Consider the following 21,202-nt stretch of genomic DNA (forward strand, 5'->3'; position numbering starts at 1 on the left):
GGGCGCGGCCATCTTCGCGGCCGGCGTGCTGCGGCTGCGCCTGATGACAGGGCGTGACATCGCCGCCCTGCCGAAAGTGGGGCCGAAGCTGGCTTCGCTCCTTCGGCGCCTTCGCCTGCTGCCCCGGGAATGACGGGCAGGCAATCTGCAAGGGGCGGGGGACATGGGGACAGGCAGCATGGTGGTGCTTTGGATTTGAATATAAGCATGACCAAAGTGATATAAGCAGCTGGCACGGCATTATAAATTGCCGCCTGACTGACCGGGGCTTTACCGTCTTAGGAATAACCCATTGGAATTTATTCCTAATATAATTATTTGGAAATAAATAATTTGTCATTTTTTTGACTATATAAAATGAACTTTAAAAATTAGCCGCTCTTAGCGGAGAGGCCGAGTGATTCTGAAGAAGCGGAGCGTCCGCCTTTGTCTCCAAAATGCCCCTACTTTGATATCTGGTTTAAGCATTTCGGAGACAACAGCGGTTGTAAGAACACTCGGCATCGCAGCGCCCCATAAGGGTAACCTTAATAAGTTCATTTTATATAGGGAACCTATTTCCAATAAAACTCTTCAGAAATAATCGATATCTTTTTTACGCTGAGTCGGTTGCTGAGGGAAGGGGTTCGGCCCCATGAAGGAATATATTCCGTTCACGTTATTTAACTATCCGGTTGTTATGATAAATGACAATCAGGTATACAATGAAGTTTATATATCCGTTTAAGTCGGGTCTAAGGGGAGCGTGAGAAGAATGAGTGCTTCGATTACAGTTATGGGTCTGGGATCGGGTGATCCGGACAGACTGACTGTGGGACATTTGAGAAAGCTTCAGCAGGCGGAACATAGGTATGTCCGCACTAAGGACCATCCGGTGGTCGGCTGGCTTGAGGAAACCGGGATTACCTTTACGTCCTTTGATGAGGTCTATGAATCCAAGGATGATTTTCCATCGGTATATGAGGAAATTGCGGAACGGTTGATCCATGCAGCCAAGGAGCTGCCGGGAGGCACAGAGATGATCTACGCGGTTCCCGGGCACCCCATGGTGGCTGAGTCGACCGTTAAGCTGCTGCTTGAGTGCTGCGGCAAGGAGGGAATCAGCCTTGAGATTGCCGGAGGCGAGAGCTTTCTGGACGAAGCATTTGCCCGCCTGGGGTTTGATCCGATCGAGGGCTTTCAGCTGCTGGACGCTTCGGAGTTGGCCGCATCCTTGGTCGAGCCGCGTGTACATACCCTGATAGGCCAGGTTTATGATGTGTTTACCGCTTCTGATGTAAAGCTTTGTCTGATGGAGATTTATCCGGACGATTATCCGGTTACGGTCGGACATGCTCTTGGTGTTGACGGCCAGGAGCAGATTCTTCAGGTTCCTCTTCATGAGCTTGACCGTGTAGAGGGCTACGGAAACCTGTCGCTGATCTATATCCCCAGAGATGACAGCGAGAGTCTCCGCCAGCGCAGCTTCGAGCGGCTGCATGAGATTGTAGCCATTCTTCGGAGTCCGGAGGGCTGCCCTTGGGACCGTGAGCAGACACATCAATCTATCCGCAAGAATCTGATTGAAGAGACCTATGAAGTGATTGAGACGATTGACGAGGACGATCCGGACCATATGCAGGAAGAGCTGGGCGACCTGCTGCTGCAGATCATGCTGCATTCCCAAATGGAGGAAGAAACGGGGATGTTCACGGTCTATGATGTCATCGGCAGCTTGAATGAGAAGCTGATCTTCCGTCACCCGCATGTATTTGGTGAGCTGTCCGCAGAGGATGCCGAGCAGGCGCTGAACAATTGGGAGGGCATGAAGGCGGAGGAGAAGCGGAAGAAGGGCATTGCGCCTGAGGAGCAGTCCGCACTTAGTGGTGTTCCCCGGGATCTGCCTGCTCTTATGAAGGCTTATAAGCTGCAGAAGAAGGCTTCCAAGGTTGGCTTTGACTGGGATTCTGTCGAAGGAGCGTTTGGTAAGATCGATGAAGAGCTGGCAGAATTGAAGCAGGCCGTAAGGGAAGGCCATGAGCCTTCGGATCAGATGCTTGAGCTTGGGGATGTGCTGTTCACGGTGGTGAACGCCGCCCGGTTTATCGGGGCAGACCCTGAAGAGGCACTCAGTCTGGTCAACCGCAAGTTCACCAGGCGCTTTCAGTATGTGGAGCAGAAGCTGAAGGAAGCGGGCAAGACCTTTAAGGACAGCAGTCTTGAGGAGATGGACCATTGGTGGGATGAGGCCAAAGGTTTGGAGCATGCAGGCAAAGACAGGAAGAAATAGGAGAAACCACCGCTATTTCAAGGGTTTTTTTGAGAAAACAAAGATTTTCGCGGATTCAAGCAGGATTTTGTCCTTTAAGCAAGAATAACCTAAAGACAACTCGCGGCCCTCTTGTTGGCTAATTCAGCCTTGTTGTACGGGGACTCCCCGTATACCGCCGCAATATACTCTATTTTTCTGAATATTGGGAGGCTTTAATTTATGAACAAGACAGACCTGATCAACAACATTTCGAGCAAAAGCGGTTTGACTAAAAGAGATGTAGAAGTGGTGCTTAACGGATTTCTTGGCGAAATCACCGACGCTCTTTCCAGCGGAGACAAAGTTCAATTGATCGGTTTCGGCACATTTGAGACCCGCAAGCGCTCCGGCCGTACTGGCCGCAACCCGCAAACCGGCAAAACGATCGAAATTCCAGAATCCAATGTTCCTGCATTCAAAGCAGGCAACAAGCTTAAAGAAGCTGTAAAATAATGCGACTTGATAAATTCCTGAAGGTCTCCAGGCTGATTAAACGGCGCACCGTAGCAAAAGACGTCTCGGAACAAGGCAGAGTGCTGATTAACGGCCGGGAAGCCAAACCGAGCAGTACCGTCAAAGTGGGCGACGAGATCACCGTTCAATTTGGACAAAAGCTGGTGACGGTTAAGGTGGAACGGCTTGCCGAGAATACCCGTAAGGAAGAAGCATCAAGCCTATATACGCTTGTGAAGGAAGAGCCGATTGCCAAGGACCAGGGATTGGACTGGACCTGAAGCCCTTCTTCCTCACCGGAGGCTGCGCCCGGCAGATGATCTGCACGGGTGCAGCTTTTTTAGTTTTTTGGCAATGGATCAGATCAACTGGTTCTAATGCTTGTATTCCCTCCATAAGATGAATACTGTAAAGGGAGGGGTACATGCCATGAGCGACCAAGGAAGAGGTAAGCTGCAGGATGTGCACATGCATAACCGCAAGCTGCTTGAGATTTCAGGCGTGAACAACGTGGAGAGCTTTGACAGCGAGGAGTTCCTGCTGCAGACAGAGCTTGGACATCTGACCATCAAGGGGCAGAATCTGCATATCAAGAATCTGAACTTGGAACAGGGGCTGGTTGCTATTGAAGGCCTGGTGAATTCCCTGTCCTACTTAAACCCCGGATCACAGCCCAAAACCAAAGGCTTTATCGGGAAGCTGTTTAAATGAACCTGCATGTGCAGTGGGTGACCCTTTTGTGGATGCTTGTCTCCGGGGGAATCATGGGGGTTGCCTTTGACAGTTACCGTGTGGTGTCCGGCCAGCTGCGCTTTCCCAGGTGGAGTGTTCATGCGCTCGACCTGGTTTACTGGGCAGCCGCTTCGGTGTTTGTATTCCGGATGCTCTATCTCAGTAATCAAGGTCAGCTCCGGTTCTATGTATTTTTAGGTTTATTCCTAGGAATTTGGATTTATTTTTTATTCTTAAGTGTTATAACCGAGCGTTTTGTGGTAATGTTAATGGTGGTAACCAGACGGATTTATGCTTTTATGGTGCGGTTATTTCAGTTGCTTATTTTGGCACCTATCCGCATCCTGTGGAAAGGCATCAAACTTGTTTTCGGCTTTGCCTGGGTTGTTCTTTTGTTTCTGGGAAGAATCACCCTCCTGCCGATATGGAGAATCCTAAGGTGGATGTTCATGCCTTTCTTAAGACGCCTACATATTCCTGAAGTGGCCTCCAAGCTTAAAGCAAGGGCGATAGGGCTCTGGAACCGGTGGTTTACCAAGAATTAATGGTTTTGGAGGTGGAGAAGATGCGTGTAGTATCCGGGAACGCGAATAAGAATAGCAGACCTACAGCTGGCAGGATCTCAGGCGCCCGCAGGCGGTTCAGACTTTGGCTTGCATTTGTCGTTGTTTTTACGGGGTGGGCGGCGTATACTTTTTTCTCACAAGCTGGCCAGATCAGTTCCAACTCACGTGAACTCTCCCAGAAGATGAACTCCAAAGCCAAGAGTGAGCAAGATCTCAAGAGACTTGAATTTGAAATAGAACGTCTGAAGGATCCCGAGTATATCACCCAAATGGCTATGAAGAAGTATGGGCTTTACAAACAGGGAGAAGTGCCGGTTCATGTGCCGGCCACCGAGGACGAGAATAGATAAACGCATATAGGATATACGTCTGTTGACCTTGTTTGAGTCATTCGGTATAATCAAATCACCGCAGCCAAGAGCTTGAGATCTTGGTGACATTTTTAAGGGAGGATCATTTTATTTTATGGCAATAGAAGTGGGCACCAAGTTAGAAGGCAAGGTGACGGGCATCACGCACTTTGGAGCATTTGTGGATCTATCAGGAGGTGTCACCGGTCTCGTACACATCTCGGAAATCGCCGATAATTACGTCAAGGATGTTAACGATCATCTGAAGATCAACGATGTTGTAACCGTTAAGGTTATTAACGTTGATAAAGACGGCAAGATTGGGCTTTCGATCAAGCAGACGGTAGATAAGCCTGTGGAAGCACCAAGACCTCCACGTGCGCCTAGACCGGATCGTCCAAGTGGCGGCGGTAGAGACGGAGATCGCCCTGGCGGTGGTGGCGGAGGCGGCTTTAACCGGGATCGCGGAGGACGCTCTTTCAAACCTCCAGTGGGCAAAACTTCTTTTGAAGATAAAATGTCACGCTTCCTCAAAGATAGTGAAGAACGGATCTCGTCGCTGAAGAAGAACACCGAAGGCAAACGCGGTGGACGCGGCGCAAAACGTATGTAATTACAGCTTCAACTTTTGAATACAACAAACCGTAAGCTTCGGCTTACGGTTTTTTTGTCGCCTTCTCCCTACTGAATTTTTTTAACGACAACATCCGTTGGTTTTCCGTCAATCTCAGGGTAAAAAAGCTAAGAACGCGGGGCGAACAAGCCTTAAAATTATGGCAGTGGAAGGGCGAACATAGATACGGTCAGTTGGTGAAAAGGCAAGAGGGGGCAAGGGCCAGACAGGCAGGCGGCAGTCCTCTCAATTTGTCGGAAATTTCTTTGAGGCATACCCGGCTTTCTGACAAACTTTCCACATAGGCCCTCCTATAATGGGACATACCTCACTATACAGGTTGAGCTAAAGACAGGCGAAGCAAAAGACTTTACGATTACGGGCAGGTCTGGCGTTCATCTCTTTAGTTCAATCTGTATACAAAAATCCAGAATAGGTGGTGCCATGATGGAGAAATGGAATGTGATTGCTTTTCCGGGACTGAAGAAGGCGAAGGAGCAACAACAGGATGGGACGAAGTGGTGGCTGAAGTGGAGGGAAACCCCTGCGGCAATGAGGACAAGCCGGTTCGTTGCAGCTAACAAATGGGCTTTTCTGCTGACCCTTATGGGCTTCCTGCTCGGTAAGGCCACGATCTTAAATGAACTTTCCCCGTTCGCGGTTGCCTACTTTGCAGTGATTGCGTTCATGCGGCGTGATCTGCTGCTGCCGGTATTCGCATCCGTTGTCGCTGGCGCGCTGTTCGCCCCACATCACCATTTCCTTGCCATTGTGTGGGAGATGATCATGGTCTATCTGATGCAAAAGGGGCTTGAGTCCTTCGAGAAGGCAGAAATATCTTATGCACCTTTGATGGTATTCACCTCAGCCTTTTTCGTTAACCTGTTCGTGGCACTTATTGGTCCGTCACTTTCCTGGTATACCGTAACCATGACCGTTCTGGATTCGGTGCTAAGCTTCGTGCTCACCCTTGTCTTTCTGCAGGCGGTTCCTATATTTACATATCGTAAGAAGAATTACAGCCTCCGTAATGAGGAGATCCTCTGCCTGATCATCCTGCTTGCTTCCGTCATGACGGGTGCGGTAGGCTGGCAGATTAACGGCTTGTCCTTGGAGCATATCTTGTCCAGATATTTGATTCTCCTATTTGCTCTAGTGGGGGGTGCGCCTCTGGGTGCCTCGGTAGGTGTGATCACCGGATTAATTCTAAGCCTCGCCGACATGTCGGCCATCTATCAGATGAGCCTGCTAGCGTTCTCGGGGATGCTGGCCGGCATGCTGCGTGAAGGGCGGAAATGGTCCGTAGGGCTCGGCATGCTCCTCGGTTCATCTATTCTGTCCATTTACCTGACCGGTCCAGGGGAGGTGATGGCTTCCACCTGGGAGACTTGTGCGGCGGTGGTGTTATTCATGCTGACGCCGAAGACTGTTATCGGATTCATCGCCAAATATGTGCCGGGGACCAAGGATTACACTGAGTCCCAGCATGAATATGCGAAGCGGATCCGGGATATTACCGCTGAGCGGGTGACCCAATTCTCACACGTGTTCAAGCAGCTGTCACGCAGCTTCGGCCAGGTATCCAGCGCCGGGGAAATTACCCGGCGTGGTGAGGAAATGGATCACTTTATGAATGCGGTCACCGAGGGGGCCTGCGGAACCTGCTTCCGCAAGAATCACTGCTGGGACGGCAATTTCTATCAGACCTATAAATATATGACCGAAATGATGACTTCTATAGAAGAGAATCCGGAGGTAAAGCATGAAGAGCTGCCTGCCAGATGGGGCAAGGTATGCAAGAAGACGGATTTGGTCCTTAATATTATGAAGCGGGAATACGAGTTCTATCAGAATGATATGCACTGGAAGCGGCAAATATACGACAGCCGGCAGCTGGTTGCAGAGCAGCTGTCCGGAGTATCCCAGGTCATGGAGGATTTGGCCAAAGAGATCAAGCGGGAGAGCCAGACTCTATACCGCCAAGAGGAGCAAATCCGGGAAGCGCTGGAGATCATGGGTCTGTCTATTCACAGCGTGGATATTATCTGCCTTGATCACGGTAATGTGGAGATCGAAATTGTTCATGCCTATACACGTGGATACGATGAGTGCCGCAAAATCATCGCTCCGTTGTTATCAGACATTCTGGATGAGCACATTGCGGTGATGAATGAATCGGTTCCCGCAGGCCGCGAGGGCTTGGCGAATGTCACCTTTGGCTCAGCCAAGACCTATGAAATTTCCACGGGTGTAGCCGGTACTGCCAAAGGAGGGGACATGCTGTCTGGAGACAGCTTCAGCGCCGCCGAGCTCGGCAACGGAACCTATGCCGTGGCTTTGAGCGATGGGATGGGCAACGGGGAGCGGGCAAGGCTGGAGAGCAGCACGGCGCTGAACATACTGGAGCAGCTGCTGCAGTCCGGCATGGATGAGACTTTGGCGATTAAATCCGTGAACTCCGTGCTGATGTTAAGATCTCCTGATGAAATCTATGCAACTGTAGATATGGCCCTGATCGACGAGCATTCGGCCCGAACCACGTTTATGAAGATCGGGTCCTCTCCAAGCTTTATCCGTAGAGGGAACGAGGTGATCCCGGTATCGGCAAGCAATCTGCCGATTGGTATTATCCAGGATATCGAAGTTGACCTGGTTACGATGCAGCTGCTGCCTGGTGATATTCTCATCATGATGACTGACGGCATTTACGATGCTCCGGGTTATGCGGTAAATAAGGAACTGTGGATCAAACGGCTGATTCAGGAAGTGGACAGCGATGATCCACAGACGATCGCGGACTGTCTGCTTGAAGCGGTAATTCGTTACCAGGGCAACCAGATTAATGATGATATGACCGTTGCTGTTGCCAAGGTGGATCACCGCAGACCGGAGTGGTCTACACTGCGGATTCCGGGGGTCGATCGGCTGGAACGGCCGCGGACAGTTAGCTAGTTATCCAGGGACAAGTGGATTGCCCGGGAAATGGCTAGATTGCATGAGACACTATGGAATATGAGGATCTATATAAAAATGAACTCTAGAATTAACAGATCTCAGCGGAGAGGACGAGTGATTCTGAAGAAGCGGACCGCCTTTGTCTCTGAAATGCCCCACTGGTTATCTATTTCATGGATTTCGGAGGCAACAGGGGTCGTAAAAACACCCGGCATCGCAGCGCCCCGAATAGGGTAACTTTCATAAGTTCATTGAATATAGCTGAATTCTTGAAAACTCTCTCTCAGGTTTGAAACTTATGCCCACTGGAAATACTAGAAATAGAGATTCTGGAATCCGGAAAGGGCGGGATTATATGAAGCAAATTTTGTTAATCACAGACGGCTGTTCAAATGTGGGGCAGAGCCCGGTCATGACCGCATCGCTGGCCCGGCAAGAAGGGATCACCGTGAACGTGATCGGGATAGTAGACTATGGAACGATTGGCGAGCTGGGAAGTCTGGAGATCCGGGAGATTGCTAAGGCGGGAGGTGGAATGAGCCGGATATCAGGAACTGAGCAGCTTGCCCAGACGATGCAGATGGTCACCCGAAAGACGGTGGTTCAGACAATCCAGCAGGCGGTTAATAGAGAATTGAAACAAATTTTGGGAAAAACATCTGTGGAGGACCTCCCCCCGGACAAACGGTCTGAAGTGGTTGAGGTCATGGACGAGCTTACGGAAACAACACCGCTCGATATTGTTCTTCTTATTGATGCGAGTGCCAGTATGAAACCCAAGCTTGCTGCCGTAGAGGAAGCGATAAGGGATCTTATGATCAGTCTCGGTGCGCGCGAAGGCCGAAGCCGGGTTGCGGTGTTTCATTTCCCCGGGCGGCACGGAGGCGAAGAGGCCGTGCTGGATCAGGTCTGGACCGAGGATCTCAGCGGTCTACGGAGCTTGTTCCAGCGGCTTCCTGTCAGAGGGGCGACTCCCACCGGGCCAGCGATCCTCAAGGTGATTGATTTCTTCCGGTATGGTACAATAAATGGAAATCAAACGGGTCCGGAGGAAAGAGATGAAAGAGAAGGGATGCTCGGTGACTACGTCGTATAAAGCTGGCATCCCGGCCGGGACGCTTGTTACAGGGAAATGGCGCGGAAGCAGATACTTGATAGAGCGTCGGCTGGGCCAGGGGGCGAATGGTGTGGTATACCTGGTCCAGCAGGCGGGTACCCGGAATCTGTATGCACTTAAGATGGGATATGACACCTTTGATCTTCAGTCCGAGATCAATGTGCTGAAGGCTCTGCAGCGGCAGGGGAAGCCGAATGCGGCAGAGGAACGGGATCTTTCTTATCTGGTGGAGGTGGATGACTTCTCCTATGCGGATAAGGAGATTCCTTTCTATGTTATGCGGTATGTTAAGGGAGAGCCTCTGAGCAAGTTTCTGGCCCGCCGGGGAAGCCAGTGGCTGGACGTAGCCGGGCTTAACCTGCTTGGGCAGCTGGCGATCCTGCATAAGGGCGGATGGGTGTTCGGTGATCTGAAGCCGGACAATGTCCTGGTCTCCACCTATGGGGATGTCGAGCTGATTGATTACGGGGGCGTCAGCCAGCATGGCCGCAGTGTGAAGCAGTTCACCGAATGGTATGACCGGGGCTTCTGGAATGCCGGGGGCAGGACGGCGGATGCGGCTTATGACTGGTTTTCGTTCGCTGTTGTGTGTATTCATATGATGGCGGAATCCAAGCTGAAGGCTGCGGCCCGGCAGCTGCCGCAAACCCGCAGTACAGCGGACCTGATCCAGATTATCGAGCAGGAGCCGCGGCTCAAATCTTATTCCGGCTGGCTTAAGAAGGCGATCAGCGGCAGTTTTAAGAATACAGAAGAGGCCTATGATACATGGAAAAGAATGATCTCACGCACTCCGGCACGCAAATCCGTTCGCAGGACGCCGGGCTGGCTTAAGGGTGCGTTTGCTATCTCCCTGTTCCTGCTCGTATGTGCCATCTATTTAACATTGCGCTAGTTCAGCGGGGGTACAGTGCGGGCGGCCGTTCCTGAAGAGGACGGGTGCACGCATTGAGCTTATGATTATGCGGGTGATTTAAGGGGAGAAATGCATGGAAGACATGAACATGAATCAGCTTGTGGCTTATCTGAGGCGGATGGCCAGCAAATACGACTTGTGGTCACCTGGTGACTGTATTGTGGTCGCAGTATCCGGAGGTCCGGATTCTGTGGCTCTTTTGCATGCCCTACATCATATTGCCAAAGACCCCAAAGCTAAGCTTAACCTGGTATGTGCTCACGTCAATCATGGATTTCGGGGCAAAGAGTCGGATTCCGAGGCGGAATTTGTAAGAGGAATCGCGAAGGACCTCGGTATTCCCTTTGAGCTTGGAATTTATGATGTCCCTGCTTATATGGAGGAATCCGGACTAAGTGTCCAGACGGCGGCCAGGGAGAAAAGATATGAATTTCTACATCGTGCAGCCCAATATTATAATGCTTCCTCCATCGCCCTTGCCCATCATGGGGATGATCAGGCCGAGACGGTAATGCTGCGGCTGCTCCGGGGCACAGGAATGAGCGGGCTTGCCGGAATGCGGGTGAAGCGGCGGGAAAAAAATGTGGAACTAATCCGGCCACTGCTGCGTATATACAAGACGGACTTGATCCAGGTATGCCGGAATTCCGGCTTGGAATACGTGACCGACAGCAGTAATCTGAGCAATAAATATGCCCGAAACGCGGTGCGGTTGGATGTGCTGCCTTTTTTGGGGCAATATAATGGTCAGTTGGCTGAATCGCTGAATCGTCTGGCTGAGGTTGCCTGTGAGGAAGATGATTATATGCAGCAGGCAGTGAAAGAAGCCTATGGAGCGATGGTTAGTCAGGTGCAAGGGGGGAGCCGCTTCCCTGTGAAAGAATTTGCCCGCTTACATGTCGCTTTACAACGGAGGTTGATTAAACTAATATTAAATTATCTGCCTTTCAACACGGATGACATGGATTTCGTGAAGATTGAAGCCATTCGTGAAGGCGTATTGCAGAAGCATCCGACCAATTGGACTCTCGACTTGGGAGGAGGCCTGCGTTGTATACGCGAATATAATACAGTATCTATTTTGCCGGAGACTACGGATCAGGTTAAGCAGGAATATACATACCGTTTGGAGGAAGTTCCCGCAAGATTACCGTTACCGGAAGCCGGAAGAGAGTTAAGAATTACCATACGGCCGGTGAATCTCCAGTCTGCCCAGCCGGATTGGAAGACGGCCGGAAGCGAAGAAGCACTATTTGATGCGGATAAGATTAACTATCCGCTGATCGTACGTTCCCGTAAGCCGGGAGATATCATGAAAGTCATGGGATTAAACGGAAGCAAAAAGGTTAAAGATATTTTCATTGATCAGAAAATACCTCCATCTGTCCGCTCTAAGGTCCCCATTGTTACGGATGCGTCAGGCCGGATTTTGTGGCTGCCTGGTGTCCGCAGGTCCGCCCACGCGGCGGTCGGGAGCAGTACCTCGTCCATCCTGCATATGCAGATGGAGCCATTAGAGGGCGGAAGTTAACCGGTTATCGCCATAGTCAGGCTTTCATAGTATAACTTAGGAGGTTCACGCTTTGCAGAACGATATTCAAGAAGTACTTATCAGCCGCGAACAGATTGAAGAGAAGGTAGTGGAACTCGGCAAGCTGCTGAGTAAGGAATACGAAGGCCGCAACCCGCTTGTAATTTGTGTTCTTAAAGGGGCCTTTATTTTCATGGCCGATTTGGTTAAAGAGATAACAGTACCAATGGAGCTCGACTTCATGGCTGTCTCAAGCTACGGAGCTTCCACGAAGTCATCAGGCGTGGTGAAAATTATCAAGGATCTTGATAATTCAGTGGAAGGACGTGATGTCCTTATCGTTGAAGATATTATTGACAGCGGATTAACGCTGAGTTATCTGATCGACATACTGCAGCGCCGCAATGCGAAGTCCACCAAGGTAGTCACCTTGTTTGACAAGCCGGCACGCCGGACGGTGAATCTGGAAGCGGATTACACCGGGTTTGTCCTCCCCGACGAATTTGTTGTGGGATATGGACTTGACTATGCCGAGAAGTACCGCAACCTCCCTTACATCGGGATTCTAAAGCCTGAGATTTACACCAGCTAATGCAGCACTCCGTAAGTGCCTAGTGCCTCCTTGTGTCATTGTTGAGATGGCCAGACAGGCTATGGTAAAATAACTTAAGTGTTTTGAGAGGAGGTAGGGGATGAATCGGTTCATCCGGAATTCTGGTTTTTATTTAATTCTTTTCTTAGTCGTGGTGGGCATCGTCCAGTTCCTCAGCGGCGGAGGCGAAGCGGCCGACACCCCTAGATATGACCAATTCCGCCAGCAGTTGCAGGCGAACAATGTCAAGGAAATGACAGGTCAATTCGACGGTTACGCATATCTGGTGACCGGTAAATACAGAGCAAAGGTTGATAACAAGGAGAACTTCCAGACCTATGTTCCATATGATACGAATGTAGTCAATGAGCTTAAGGATTACAGCCAGAAGAACGATGTGCACTTCTCCTGGAAGAAGATGGAGGGTGACAGCATATGGCTTACGCTCCTAACCTCCATAGTTCCACTGGCGATCATGTTCATTCTGTTCTTCTTCCTGTTCAATCAAGCTCAGGGCGGCGGCGGCAAAGTGATGAACTTCGGCAAGAGCCGGGCCCGGTTATATAATGAAGAGAAGAAGAAGGTTACTTTCGAAGACGTAGCTGGCGCCGACGAAGAGAAGCAGGAGCTTGTGGAAGTGGTTGAGTTCCTCAAGGATCCGCGCAAATTCGCAGCTGTGGGTGCCCGCATTCCTAAAGGGGTTCTTCTTGTGGGCCCTCCAGGTACAGGTAAGACTCTGCTTGCCCGTGCGGTAGCAGGTGAAGCTGGTGTTCCGTTCTTCAGCATCTCCGGTTCTGACTTCGTGGAGATGTTTGTCGGTGTCGGTGCATCCCGTGTACGTGATTTGTTCGAGAACGCGAAGAAGAATGCACCATGTATCATCTTTATTGACGAGATTGATGCGGTAGGACGTCAGCGCGGCGCCGGACTCGGCGGCGGACATGACGAACGTGAGCAGACGCTCAACCAATTGCTCGTAGAGATGGATGGTTTCGGTGGCAACGAAGGCATTATTATCGTGGCTGCGACGAACCGTGCGGATATTCTTGACCCGGCACTCCTTCGTCCGGGCCGTTTCGACCGTCAGATTACAGTGGACCGTCCGGATGTGAAAGGTCGTGAAGCTGTACTTAAAGTACATGCACGCAACAAACCTCTCACTAAAGATGTCCGTCTTGATGTTATTGCGAAACGCACCACCGGGTTCACCGGTGCAGATCTGGAGAACCTGCTGAACGAGGCGGCACTGCTTGCAGCCCGCCGCAACCGCAAGGATATCTCCATGCGTGAAGTGGATGAAGCGATTGACCGCGTTATTGTCGGAACAGAGAAACGCAGCCGGGTGGTCAGCGACCGCGAGAAGCGGATTGTGGCTTTCCACGAAGCTGGTCATACGATCGTCGGTTATTTCCTCGAACACGCCGATATGGTCCATAAGGTAACGATCATTCCACGCGGACGTGCCGGCGGATATGTAATTATGATGCCGAAGGAAGACCGCATGCTGGTAACAAAGCAAGAGCTTCTTGATAAAGTTACAGGACTCCTTGGCGGCCGTGTATCCGAAGAGCTGTTCATTGGCGAAATCGGAACCGGGGCCTACAGCGACTTCCAGCAGGCAACCAGTATCGTGCGCAGCATGATTGTGGAGTACGGTATGAGTGAGAAGCTGGGTCCTATGCAGTTCGGGACTTCTCAAGGCCAGGTATTCCTGGGCCGTGATATCGGGCATGAACAGAACTACAGTGATGCGATTGCTTATGAGATCGACCAGGAAATGCAGCGTTTCATCAATGAATGTTATGAACGTTGTAAACAGCTCCTGATGAAATATTCCAAAGAGGTTCATCTGATTGCCGAGACCCTTCTAGAGGTGGAAACTCTTGAACTGGATCAGATCAAGCAATTGATCGAGACAGGCAAGCTTACACCGGATGCAGATGGGGAAGACAGCGGTTCCTCGGAATCGGGCTCTCCGATTGTAGATACGATCGGTGATGTCAATGTTCGCATTCAGGCCAGAGATGAGGAGGCCCAGCCGCCAGTACCGGGTGGGGACATTCCTAACGATGTGCCGGGAAGTTCAGCGAACGACATCCGTGGAGACCATCCTGTCGATACTCCACAGGGAACGGTCAAAGATGCACCCGATGCCCCTGCTAGTCCGCAGTCTAAGGACGAAGACGGCAACGGGAACAAGGGTGGCAACCCTACTGTATAATTTGCAACTACCTTGAAGCTGACATCTGTCTACAGACAGCATTCTAGTAAGCAAACCGGAAAACACTTGGTGTTTTCCGGTTTTTTTGACGATTGCGGCTGATTGACAGCAGAACTAACGTTGTGTAAATTAATTGTTAAACAATGCACAAAGTTTTTGACAGGGGATCAGACAATAGTTATAAGTCTTGAAATTAGCAAAATGCGTGCATCGGTTCGCTTTTATAACTATGATTCTAAAAATACGTATTGCTGTAGATACAAGGGAGGATGTCTGGTGGAGGCATTAGCTTTGGAACGCAAGGCGGAGCAGAACCGTGAGCTGCGCGAACGGCTGGTTCAATTGAAGAAAGAGAGAAATGCCATTATTTTGGCTCATTACTATCAGAGAGATGAGATTCAGGAGGTTGCCGATTTCCGCGGAGACTCTTTTTTGCTTGCACAGAAAGCCGCACAGACGGATGCGGAGGTTATTGTGTTCTGCGGCGTTCATTTCATGGGGGAAAGTGCCAAAATCCTGGCTCCAGACAAGACGGTTCTAATTCCTGACGAACGCGCTGGCTGCCCGATGGCGGATATGGTCAATGTGGACGGTCTTAGAAAAGTCAAGGCCCAGCATCCAAATGCCAAGGTCGTCACTTATATTAACTCGTCTGCAGAGATTAAAGCGGAGACTGACATTTGCTGTACTTCTTCTAATGCAGTCAAGGTAATAAACTCTGTTGATGCCGATGAAATCATCTGGGTGCCGGACAAGAACCTAGGGCACTATGTGCAGCAGCACACAGACAAAAAGATGATTATCTGGGAAGGTTATTGCAACACCCATGATATGCTCACCGTGAAGGACGTCGTTGAGATGAAGGCGAAATATCCGGATGCCCAGTTTGTGGTTCACCCGGAATGCCGCCCCGAAGTGGTTGAGATGGGTGACTTTGTTGGAAGCACCACAGCGATTTTAGAATACTGCAAACAGTCTGACTGCAAACAATTTATTGTGGGAACGGAAGATGGAACAGGGTATCAGCTCAGACTGGACAGTCCAGATAAAGAGTTCTATTTCGCAACGAAATTCTTGGTATGCCCAAATATGAAAGTGAATAATTTGAAGAAATTGGTGAAATGTCTGGAGACGATGCAGCCGCAGATTTATGTACCACCGGCTGTTGCAGACAAAGCCAGAGCATCCTTAGAGCGCATGTTACAAGTTAAGTAGCATGCGCTACTCTCTTGCCCTTAAGACAGGTGAATGACATGATACCGAAATATTTAGTGGATTTTGATCTGGGAGAGCTCCCTTCACAACAAACCGATGTACTTGTGATTGGAACAGGAATCGCTGGACTGTTCACGGCGATTAAGGCAAGTGCGGACCGCCAGGTCGTTGTGATTACGAAAAAGGGACTAATGGAGAGCAATACGAGATATGCCCAGGGTGGAATTGCAGCGGTGATCTCGGGAGAGGACTCACCGGCATCACACCGTGAGGATACCTTGTTCGCCGGAGCTGGGTTCTGTTCGGAGCCAGCGGTGGAAGTGCTCGTTCATGAAGGCCCCGATGGAATACGCGATTTGATCCGGATGGGGGCCGAATTTGACCATGAGAATGGGGAATTGGCCTTGACCCAGGAAGGCGCACACAGCCACCGGCGTATTCTTCATGCGAATGGGGATGCTACTGGATATGAGATCGTGCGTGCGTTATCCCGCATGGTCCAAGATACGGACAATATTGAGGTGTGGGAAGATCACTTTGTTATTGACCTTATTGTTGAGGGAGAGGAATGTCTGGGTGCCCTGATTCAGGGACCTGATGGACAGAGATCCTTTCTTCAGGCCGGGGCAACCCTGCTGTGCAGCGGAGGGGCCGGGCAGCTTTACAGTCATACGACGAATCCGGATGTTGCGACCGGAGACGGCGTGGCCTTGGCTTATAGAGCTGGAGCTAGAATCCGGGATATGGAATTTATTCAATTCCATCCTACGGCCTTATGTCTCCCGGGAGCTCCCAGATTCCTTATTTCGGAGGCTGTCCGGGGTGAAGGGGCAATTCTCCGGAATATCAAGGGCGAGCGGTTTATGGAGAGATATCATCCCCAACGGGAGCTTGCCCCCCGGGATATTGTAGCCAGAGCCATCGTGAGCGAGATGGAAGCTGCCGGGTCTGAATTCGTGTACCTCGATATTACCCACGAACAGCCGGATACGGTCAAGAAACGCTTTCCAACGATATATGAAACCTGCCGGTCTTATGGGCTGGATATGACCAGGGACTGGCTCCCAGTGGCCCCGGCTGCCCACTACATGATGGGGGGAGTTCAGACGGACCTGAATGGGGAGACGAACATCACCAGATTGTTTGCTTGCGGAGAGGTCTCCTCTACAGGAGTCCATGGCGCCAATAGGCTTGCCAGCAATTCGTTAACCGAGGCCATTGTATTTGGGCGGCGGATTGTCGAAAGAATCCGTGAGCTTCCTCCGCTGGAGAAGGCCATCGGGGGGATATCCCATCATGAAGCGCGGAATTCAGTTTTATCTGAACTGGATGAGTGGCGTAGACAGCTCCAGGACATTATGGTGAAACATGCAGGTGTACGAAGAAATGGAGAGCTGCTTCAGGCTGGTCTTCTTGAGCTTCGGAAGATGACAGACCTGTTTGGGGCGAAGCTGCGGTATAATCATGAGATGGAACTGGCTAACATGCTGATCTGCGCACTTGTGATTACAGAGTCCGCTATCCATCGTAAAGAAAGCCGGGGAGCGCATTACCGGGAAGACTACCCGGGGCAAGACGATTATTACGGGCTTAAACGAATTGTTCACCGACGTGAGCAAGGAATGTTGGAGGAAGCAATCAATGATCTTTAATGGATATAACGAGGGACTAGTAGAGTCCATCCGTGGTTGGTTAAAAGAAGATGTGGGTTCAGGGGATGTAACGACTTCCGTTACGATCCCTTTTGGACATGAATCCAAAGGGATTATTCATGCCAAAACGGATGGCGTGATTGCCGGGATTCCGGTTGCACAGCTCGTCTTCGAGGTGGTTGATCCAACGCTGGTCTTCACCGCCCGTGTACAGGACGGAGAGGCCGTAGCCAAAGGGACAGTACTGATCGAAGTGGAGGGCAGCACCCACAGTATTTTGACAGGAGAGCGTCTGGCTTTGAATTTGCTGCAGCGGTTGTCGGGCATTGCAACCCGGACGCGTACATATGTTGACGCCCTGGAAGGGCATGCGGTCCGATTGGTGGATACCCGTAAGACGACCCCGGGCCACCGGATGCTTGAGAAGTACGCCGTACGTATGGGCGGAGGGGCTAATCACCGCTTCGGTCTGTATGATGCTGTCATGATCAAGGATAATCATATCAAGGGAGCGGGCGGAATTACGCAGGCTGTCAACCGGGCCCGGGCTAATATTCCACACACGATGACCATTGAAGTGGAGACGGAAAATATGGATCAGGTTGAAGAGGCACTCGCTTGTGGAGCGGATATTATCATGCTTGATAATATGCATCCGGAGCTGATGAAGCAGGCTGTTCGGCGGATCAAGTCAGTATCACCGCATGTGATTGTGGAAGCTTCCGGCAATGTATCGCTGGATACGCTGCAGGGGATAGCTGAGAGTGGAGTGGATGTCATTTCCGTTGGCAGATTAACCTACTCCTTTGAAAGTATGGACATCAGTCTTGATCTGAATGCCAAGAAAGGAAGGTAACTGCCATGATCCTAGTCGTTGACGTTGGCAATACAAATATTGTGCTCGGTATTTATAAGAACCGTCAGCTGCTGCACCATTTCCGTCTTGGAACTAATCGGCAGTCGACGGGTGACGAATACGGAGTCATGATTCATAATTTGTTTCAAATGTCCCATATTGATGTACGGGATATAGAAGGAGTTATCATCTCATCAGTGGTTCCTCCTTTGATGCATGTCCTTGAACAGATGTGCCAGATGTACTTGAAAAAGGCGCCGCTTATTGTGGGGCCAGGGATTAAAACTGGGCTTAATCTGCGCTATGAGAACCCGCGTGAGGTTGGGGCCGACCGGATTGTCAATGCGGTTGCCGCTGTTGAGCTGTATGGCGGACCACTGGTTGTGGTTGATTTTGGGACGGCGACCACGTTTGACTGCATAGATGGGCAGGGCAACTACCTGGGCGGCGCTATCGTGCCGGGCATCGGAATTTCCACGGAGGCGCTGTACCAGAGGGCTTCCAAGCTGCCGCGAATTGAGCTGGAGAAGCCGAAGAAGGTGATTGGGCGCAATACGATCCATGCTATGCAGGCTGGGATTATTTTTGGATATGCCGGTCAAGTGGATGGAATTGTAGGACGTATCCGTGCTGAAATGAACGCGAAACCTAAGGTTGTAGCGACAGGCGGATTGGCAGAATTGATTGCCAGCGAGACCACTAGTATTGAAGAGGTAAATCCCCTGCTAACCCTTGAAGGGCTGAGGTTGATTTATGAACGCAATGCAGGGTAGATTGAATTAGCATCTAAACAGGATGCACTGGCGACAGACAGCAGATTCGTACAAAAACCAAGGAGGTGCAACCTGATATGAGCGAAGAGAAAGATCGTTTAATAAGAGGAACAGCTATGGACGGCAAAGTTCGTGCCTTTGCGGTTAGGACAACCCAGCTCGTAGAGGAGCTGCGCCGCAGACATGATACTTATCCAACGGCAACAGCCGCCATGGGACGGACGCTTACCGCGGCGGCCATGATGGGTTCTATGATGAAGGGCAAGGAGCAGTTGACCATTCAGGTCAGGGGTGATGGCCCCATCGGCCAGATTGTGGCGGTTGCAAATGCCAGAGGAGAAGTGCGGGGATATGTTCATAACCCGCATGTCCATCTGCCAAGCAACAGCCTGGGTAAGCTGGATGTGGCCGGAGCAGTTGGGACAGGTGGCTTTATCCATGTGATTAAGGACCTTGGCCTTAAAGAGCCATACCGAGGCAGTGTACCGATCGTATCGGGGGAGCTTGGTGAGGATTTCACTTATTATTTTGCAGTATCCGAGCAGACCCCATCAGCCGTGGGACTCGGTGTATTGGTAGATGCGGATTCTTCCGTAAATGTGGCTGGAGGATTTATTATTCAGCTGCTTCCAGGTCTCAGTGATGCGGAGATTTCCGCAATTGAGCAGGCGGTTGGACAACTGCCATCGGTAACTTCCATGCTGGATCAAGGGCTCAGTCTCGAGGAGATGCTGAAGCGGATTGTTCCGGATGTGCGCGTTCTGGATGAAATGGAGATCAAATTTGCCTGCACCTGCTCCCGTGAGCGCGTGGAGAAGACGCTTATCAGTCTTGGTGAAAGCGAACTGGAGCAATTGATCGAAGAAGAGGAAACAACGGAAGTGGTTTGTGACTTCTGCAGAGAACCGTATGTATTTACCCGAGCCGAGTTGAAAGAGCTGTTGGAGCAAGCCAAGAGCAAATAAGACGTAAAATACTTTGCTTGCAGAAAATTTCTGCATTTTCGGACTGTGGTCTGGAGGGCAAAGTATTTTTTCGTTCTATTATTGACAACCTCTGGTGCATATTGATAAGATAATATCAGGTAAAAGCCTACTTATTTACTCGGATATTCAATTAAAGTCAGTTTACCGAAATAGAATCGTTAGCTTACATCATAGGATATATACAGAAACGCTTTTTTTATTTCTTTTCATGAGCTAGATGGATTGAATGAAAGTTGGTTCCGTCCATATAGAGATAGGATTGCACTTATCCAAGGGAGGGTTTTATTATGGCTAAAGTCGTAAATAATGTCACAGAACTGATTGGTGGAACACCGCTGGTTCGTTTGCAGCGTATCGTACCGGAAGACAGTGCGGAAATCTATGCCAAGCTTGAGTATCAGAACCCGGGCTCTAGCGTGAAAGACCGGATTGCCATCAGCATTGTGGAAGAAGCTGAGAAGCAAGGGCTCCTTAAGCCGGGCGGCACAATTATTGAAGCAACCAGCGGCAACACAGGTATCGGTCTGGCGCTTGTTGCGGCAGCCAAAGGATATAAGGCGGTAATCGTTATGCCTGAAACGATGAGTATTGAGCGCCGTAATTTGCTCCGTGCATATGGAGCTGAACTTGTCCTGACACCTGGGGCAGAGGGAATGAACGGGGCCGTCAAGAAAGCGGAAGAGATTCTTGCTGCTAATCCGGATTACTTCCTTGCTGACCAGTTCAAGAATAAGGCTAACGTGAAGATTCACCGTGAGACAACAGGGCCAGAAATCGTCGAAGCGATTGAATCGCTGGACGGCAAGCTTGACGCTTTTGTGGCGGGTATTGGTACAGGCGGAACGATTTCCGGTGCGGGTGAAGTGTTGAAGAACCGTTTCCCTGACATCAAGATTGTAGCGGTTGAGCCTGCGGCATCTCCAATTCTGGCGGGCGGCAAGCCAGGACCTCACAAAATTCAGGGTCTGGGCGCCAACTTCATTCCAGAAATTTTAAACCGTGAAATCTATGATGAAATCATTCATGTTGAGAATGAGGAAGCATTCGATCAAGCGCGCAAAGTCGCCAAAGAAGAGGGTATTCTCTCAGGTATTTCCTCAGGGGCTGCTGTGTTTGCGGCACTAAAGGTAGCTAAAGAGCTGGGTAAAGGCAAGCGTGTAGTGGTGGTCATTCCAAGTAATGGCGAACGTTATTTGAGTACGCCGCTGTACAACTTTGAAGGTTAATTTACCTTGAGTGGTTTTTAGAATTAACTATAGCAGCCCCTGTAATTTCCGGCGACGGAGTTACAGGGGCTGCTTTGTATATTTTTCGCATCGTGTGAGGCTCCCAGCGCGCAGTATGGCGTTGCAAGACGGATGCCGGAAGACTGGATGAAATGACC

At 50.5% G+C, this 21,202-nt stretch carries 19 protein-coding genes; all 19 read left to right on the top strand.

The annotated features are described in order from the left end of the window. Positions 1–754 precede the first annotated feature (754 nt). The 19 genes from yabN to cysK all read left to right on the top strand — a co-directional run bounded on the left by yabN (position 755) and on the right by cysK (position 21,044). Positions 755–2,269, top strand: coding sequence for a bifunctional methyltransferase/pyrophosphohydrolase YabN (yabN, locus tag BN6628_RS25275; protein WP_068621725.1), 1,515 nt, complete (start codon positions 755–757; stop codon positions 2,267–2,269). Between the two features lie 201 nt (positions 2,270–2,470). Beyond that, on the top strand, positions 2,471–2,743 hold the full coding sequence (locus BN6628_RS25280; protein WP_068621727.1) for an HU family DNA-binding protein: 273 nt from the start codon (positions 2,471–2,473) through the stop codon (positions 2,741–2,743). Continuing rightward, positions 2,743–3,024: an RNA-binding S4 domain-containing protein gene (locus tag BN6628_RS25285; protein WP_068621729.1), complete on the top strand. Its 282-nt coding sequence runs from the start codon at positions 2,743–2,745 to the stop codon at positions 3,022–3,024. Before BN6628_RS25280 ends, BN6628_RS25285 begins: the two co-directional genes overlap by 1 nt. Before the next feature lie 148 nt (positions 3,025–3,172). After that, the gene (gene yabP, locus BN6628_RS25290) at positions 3,173–3,454 is read left to right on the top strand and encodes a sporulation protein YabP (RefSeq protein WP_068621731.1); all 282 of its coding nucleotides are present in this window, start codon (positions 3,173–3,175) and stop codon (positions 3,452–3,454) included. Then, positions 3,451–4,020 (top strand): spore cortex biosynthesis protein YabQ, encoded by a 570-nt coding sequence (gene yabQ / locus BN6628_RS25295; RefSeq protein WP_068621733.1) that lies wholly within the window; start codon positions 3,451–3,453, stop codon positions 4,018–4,020. The genes yabP and yabQ overlap by 4 nt, the downstream gene beginning before the upstream one ends. A gap of 20 nt (positions 4,021–4,040) precedes the next feature. Then, complete coding sequence (locus BN6628_RS25300; protein ID WP_068621735.1) at positions 4,041–4,391, top strand: FtsB family cell division protein; 351 nt, start codon at positions 4,041–4,043, stop codon at positions 4,389–4,391. 115 nt (positions 4,392–4,506) lie between these two features. Continuing rightward, positions 4,507–5,004, top strand: coding sequence for a S1 domain-containing RNA-binding protein (locus BN6628_RS25305; protein ID WP_068621737.1), 498 nt, complete (start codon positions 4,507–4,509; stop codon positions 5,002–5,004). Between the two features lie 444 nt (positions 5,005–5,448). Next, entirely contained in the window at positions 5,449–7,956 is a 2,508-nt protein-coding gene (spoIIE, locus tag BN6628_RS25310) for a stage II sporulation protein E (RefSeq protein WP_187386154.1), read from the top strand. A 358-nt stretch (positions 7,957–8,314) separates the two neighbouring features. After that, complete coding sequence (locus tag BN6628_RS25315) at positions 8,315–9,055, top strand: vWA domain-containing protein (RefSeq protein ID WP_068621741.1); 741 nt, start codon at positions 8,315–8,317, stop codon at positions 9,053–9,055. Further along, positions 9,018–9,971 carry a serine/threonine protein kinase gene (locus BN6628_RS25320; RefSeq protein ID WP_089153579.1) on the top strand — a complete coding sequence of 318 codons (954 nt, stop codon included), beginning with the start codon at positions 9,018–9,020 and terminating at the stop codon, positions 9,969–9,971. Before BN6628_RS25315 ends, BN6628_RS25320 begins: the two co-directional genes overlap by 38 nt. A gap of 94 nt (positions 9,972–10,065) precedes the next feature. Further along, positions 10,066–11,523: a tRNA lysidine(34) synthetase TilS gene (tilS, locus tag BN6628_RS25325; RefSeq protein WP_068621743.1), complete on the top strand. Its 1,458-nt coding sequence runs from the start codon at positions 10,066–10,068 to the stop codon at positions 11,521–11,523. A gap of 52 nt (positions 11,524–11,575) precedes the next feature. Then, positions 11,576–12,115, top strand: a complete 540-nt coding sequence (hpt, locus tag BN6628_RS25330; RefSeq protein WP_068621745.1) for a hypoxanthine phosphoribosyltransferase — start codon at positions 11,576–11,578, stop codon at positions 12,113–12,115. A gap of 100 nt (positions 12,116–12,215) precedes the next feature. Further along, positions 12,216–14,336: an ATP-dependent zinc metalloprotease FtsH gene (gene ftsH, locus BN6628_RS25335; RefSeq protein ID WP_068621747.1), complete on the top strand. Its 2,121-nt coding sequence runs from the start codon at positions 12,216–12,218 to the stop codon at positions 14,334–14,336. 276 nt (positions 14,337–14,612) lie between these two features. Then, positions 14,613–15,551 (top strand): quinolinate synthase NadA, encoded by a 939-nt coding sequence (nadA, locus tag BN6628_RS25340; protein ID WP_068621749.1) that lies wholly within the window; start codon positions 14,613–14,615, stop codon positions 15,549–15,551. Positions 15,552–15,589: 38 nt separating this feature from the next. Next, on the top strand, positions 15,590–17,203 hold the full coding sequence (gene nadB / locus BN6628_RS25345; RefSeq protein WP_068621751.1) for an L-aspartate oxidase: 1,614 nt from the start codon (positions 15,590–15,592) through the stop codon (positions 17,201–17,203). Next, on the top strand, positions 17,193–18,059 hold the full coding sequence (gene nadC, locus BN6628_RS25350) for a carboxylating nicotinate-nucleotide diphosphorylase (protein ID WP_068621753.1): 867 nt from the start codon (positions 17,193–17,195) through the stop codon (positions 18,057–18,059). Before nadB ends, nadC begins: the two co-directional genes overlap by 11 nt. 5 nt (positions 18,060–18,064) lie before the next feature. Then, complete coding sequence (locus BN6628_RS25355; protein WP_068621755.1) at positions 18,065–18,832, top strand: type III pantothenate kinase; 768 nt, start codon at positions 18,065–18,067, stop codon at positions 18,830–18,832. A 77-nt stretch (positions 18,833–18,909) separates the two neighbouring features. Continuing rightward, positions 18,910–19,797, top strand: a complete 888-nt coding sequence (gene hslO / locus BN6628_RS25360) for an Hsp33 family molecular chaperone HslO (RefSeq protein WP_068621757.1) — start codon at positions 18,910–18,912, stop codon at positions 19,795–19,797. A gap of 308 nt (positions 19,798–20,105) precedes the next feature. After that, positions 20,106–21,044, top strand: coding sequence for a cysteine synthase A (gene cysK / locus BN6628_RS25365; protein WP_068621759.1), 939 nt, complete (start codon positions 20,106–20,108; stop codon positions 21,042–21,044). Positions 21,045–21,202 lie beyond the last annotated feature (158 nt).

Source organism: Paenibacillus tuaregi, assembly GCF_900086655.1.
GTDB classification, from domain to species: Bacteria; Bacillota; Bacilli; order Paenibacillales; family Paenibacillaceae; genus Fontibacillus; species Fontibacillus tuaregi.

Bases quoted from the DNA above. Each gene is read 5' to 3' on its own strand.
- BN6628_RS25320 (WP_089153579.1), top strand. From the start codon at position 9,018: ATGAAAGAGAAGGGATGCTCGGTGACTACGTCGTATAAAGCTGGCATC.
- nadB (WP_068621751.1), top strand. From the start codon at position 15,590: ATGATACCGAAATATTTAGTGGATTTTGATCTGGGAGAGCTCCCTTCA.
- BN6628_RS25305 (WP_068621737.1), top strand. From the start codon at position 4,507: ATGGCAATAGAAGTGGGCACCAAGTTAGAAGGCAAGGTGACGGGCATC.
- cysK (WP_068621759.1), top strand. From the start codon at position 20,106: ATGGCTAAAGTCGTAAATAATGTCACAGAACTGATTGGTGGAACACCG.
- yabN (WP_068621725.1), top strand. From the start codon at position 755: ATGAGTGCTTCGATTACAGTTATGGGTCTGGGATCGGGTGATCCGGAC.
- yabQ (WP_068621733.1), top strand. From the start codon at position 3,451: ATGAACCTGCATGTGCAGTGGGTGACCCTTTTGTGGATGCTTGTCTCC.
- BN6628_RS25300 (WP_068621735.1), top strand. From the start codon at position 4,041: ATGCGTGTAGTATCCGGGAACGCGAATAAGAATAGCAGACCTACAGCT.
- BN6628_RS25315 (WP_068621741.1), top strand. From the start codon at position 8,315: ATGAAGCAAATTTTGTTAATCACAGACGGCTGTTCAAATGTGGGGCAG.
- BN6628_RS25285 (WP_068621729.1), top strand. From the start codon at position 2,743: ATGCGACTTGATAAATTCCTGAAGGTCTCCAGGCTGATTAAACGGCGC.
- hslO (WP_068621757.1), top strand. From the start codon at position 18,910: ATGAGCGAAGAGAAAGATCGTTTAATAAGAGGAACAGCTATGGACGGC.
- BN6628_RS25355 (WP_068621755.1), top strand. From the start codon at position 18,065: ATGATCCTAGTCGTTGACGTTGGCAATACAAATATTGTGCTCGGTATT.
- yabP (WP_068621731.1), top strand. From the start codon at position 3,173: ATGAGCGACCAAGGAAGAGGTAAGCTGCAGGATGTGCACATGCATAAC.
- spoIIE (WP_187386154.1), top strand. From the start codon at position 5,449: ATGATGGAGAAATGGAATGTGATTGCTTTTCCGGGACTGAAGAAGGCG.
- BN6628_RS25280 (WP_068621727.1), top strand. From the start codon at position 2,471: ATGAACAAGACAGACCTGATCAACAACATTTCGAGCAAAAGCGGTTTG.
- tilS (WP_068621743.1), top strand. From the start codon at position 10,066: ATGGAAGACATGAACATGAATCAGCTTGTGGCTTATCTGAGGCGGATG.
- ftsH (WP_068621747.1), top strand. From the start codon at position 12,216: ATGAATCGGTTCATCCGGAATTCTGGTTTTTATTTAATTCTTTTCTTA.
- nadC (WP_068621753.1), top strand. From the start codon at position 17,193: ATGATCTTTAATGGATATAACGAGGGACTAGTAGAGTCCATCCGTGGT.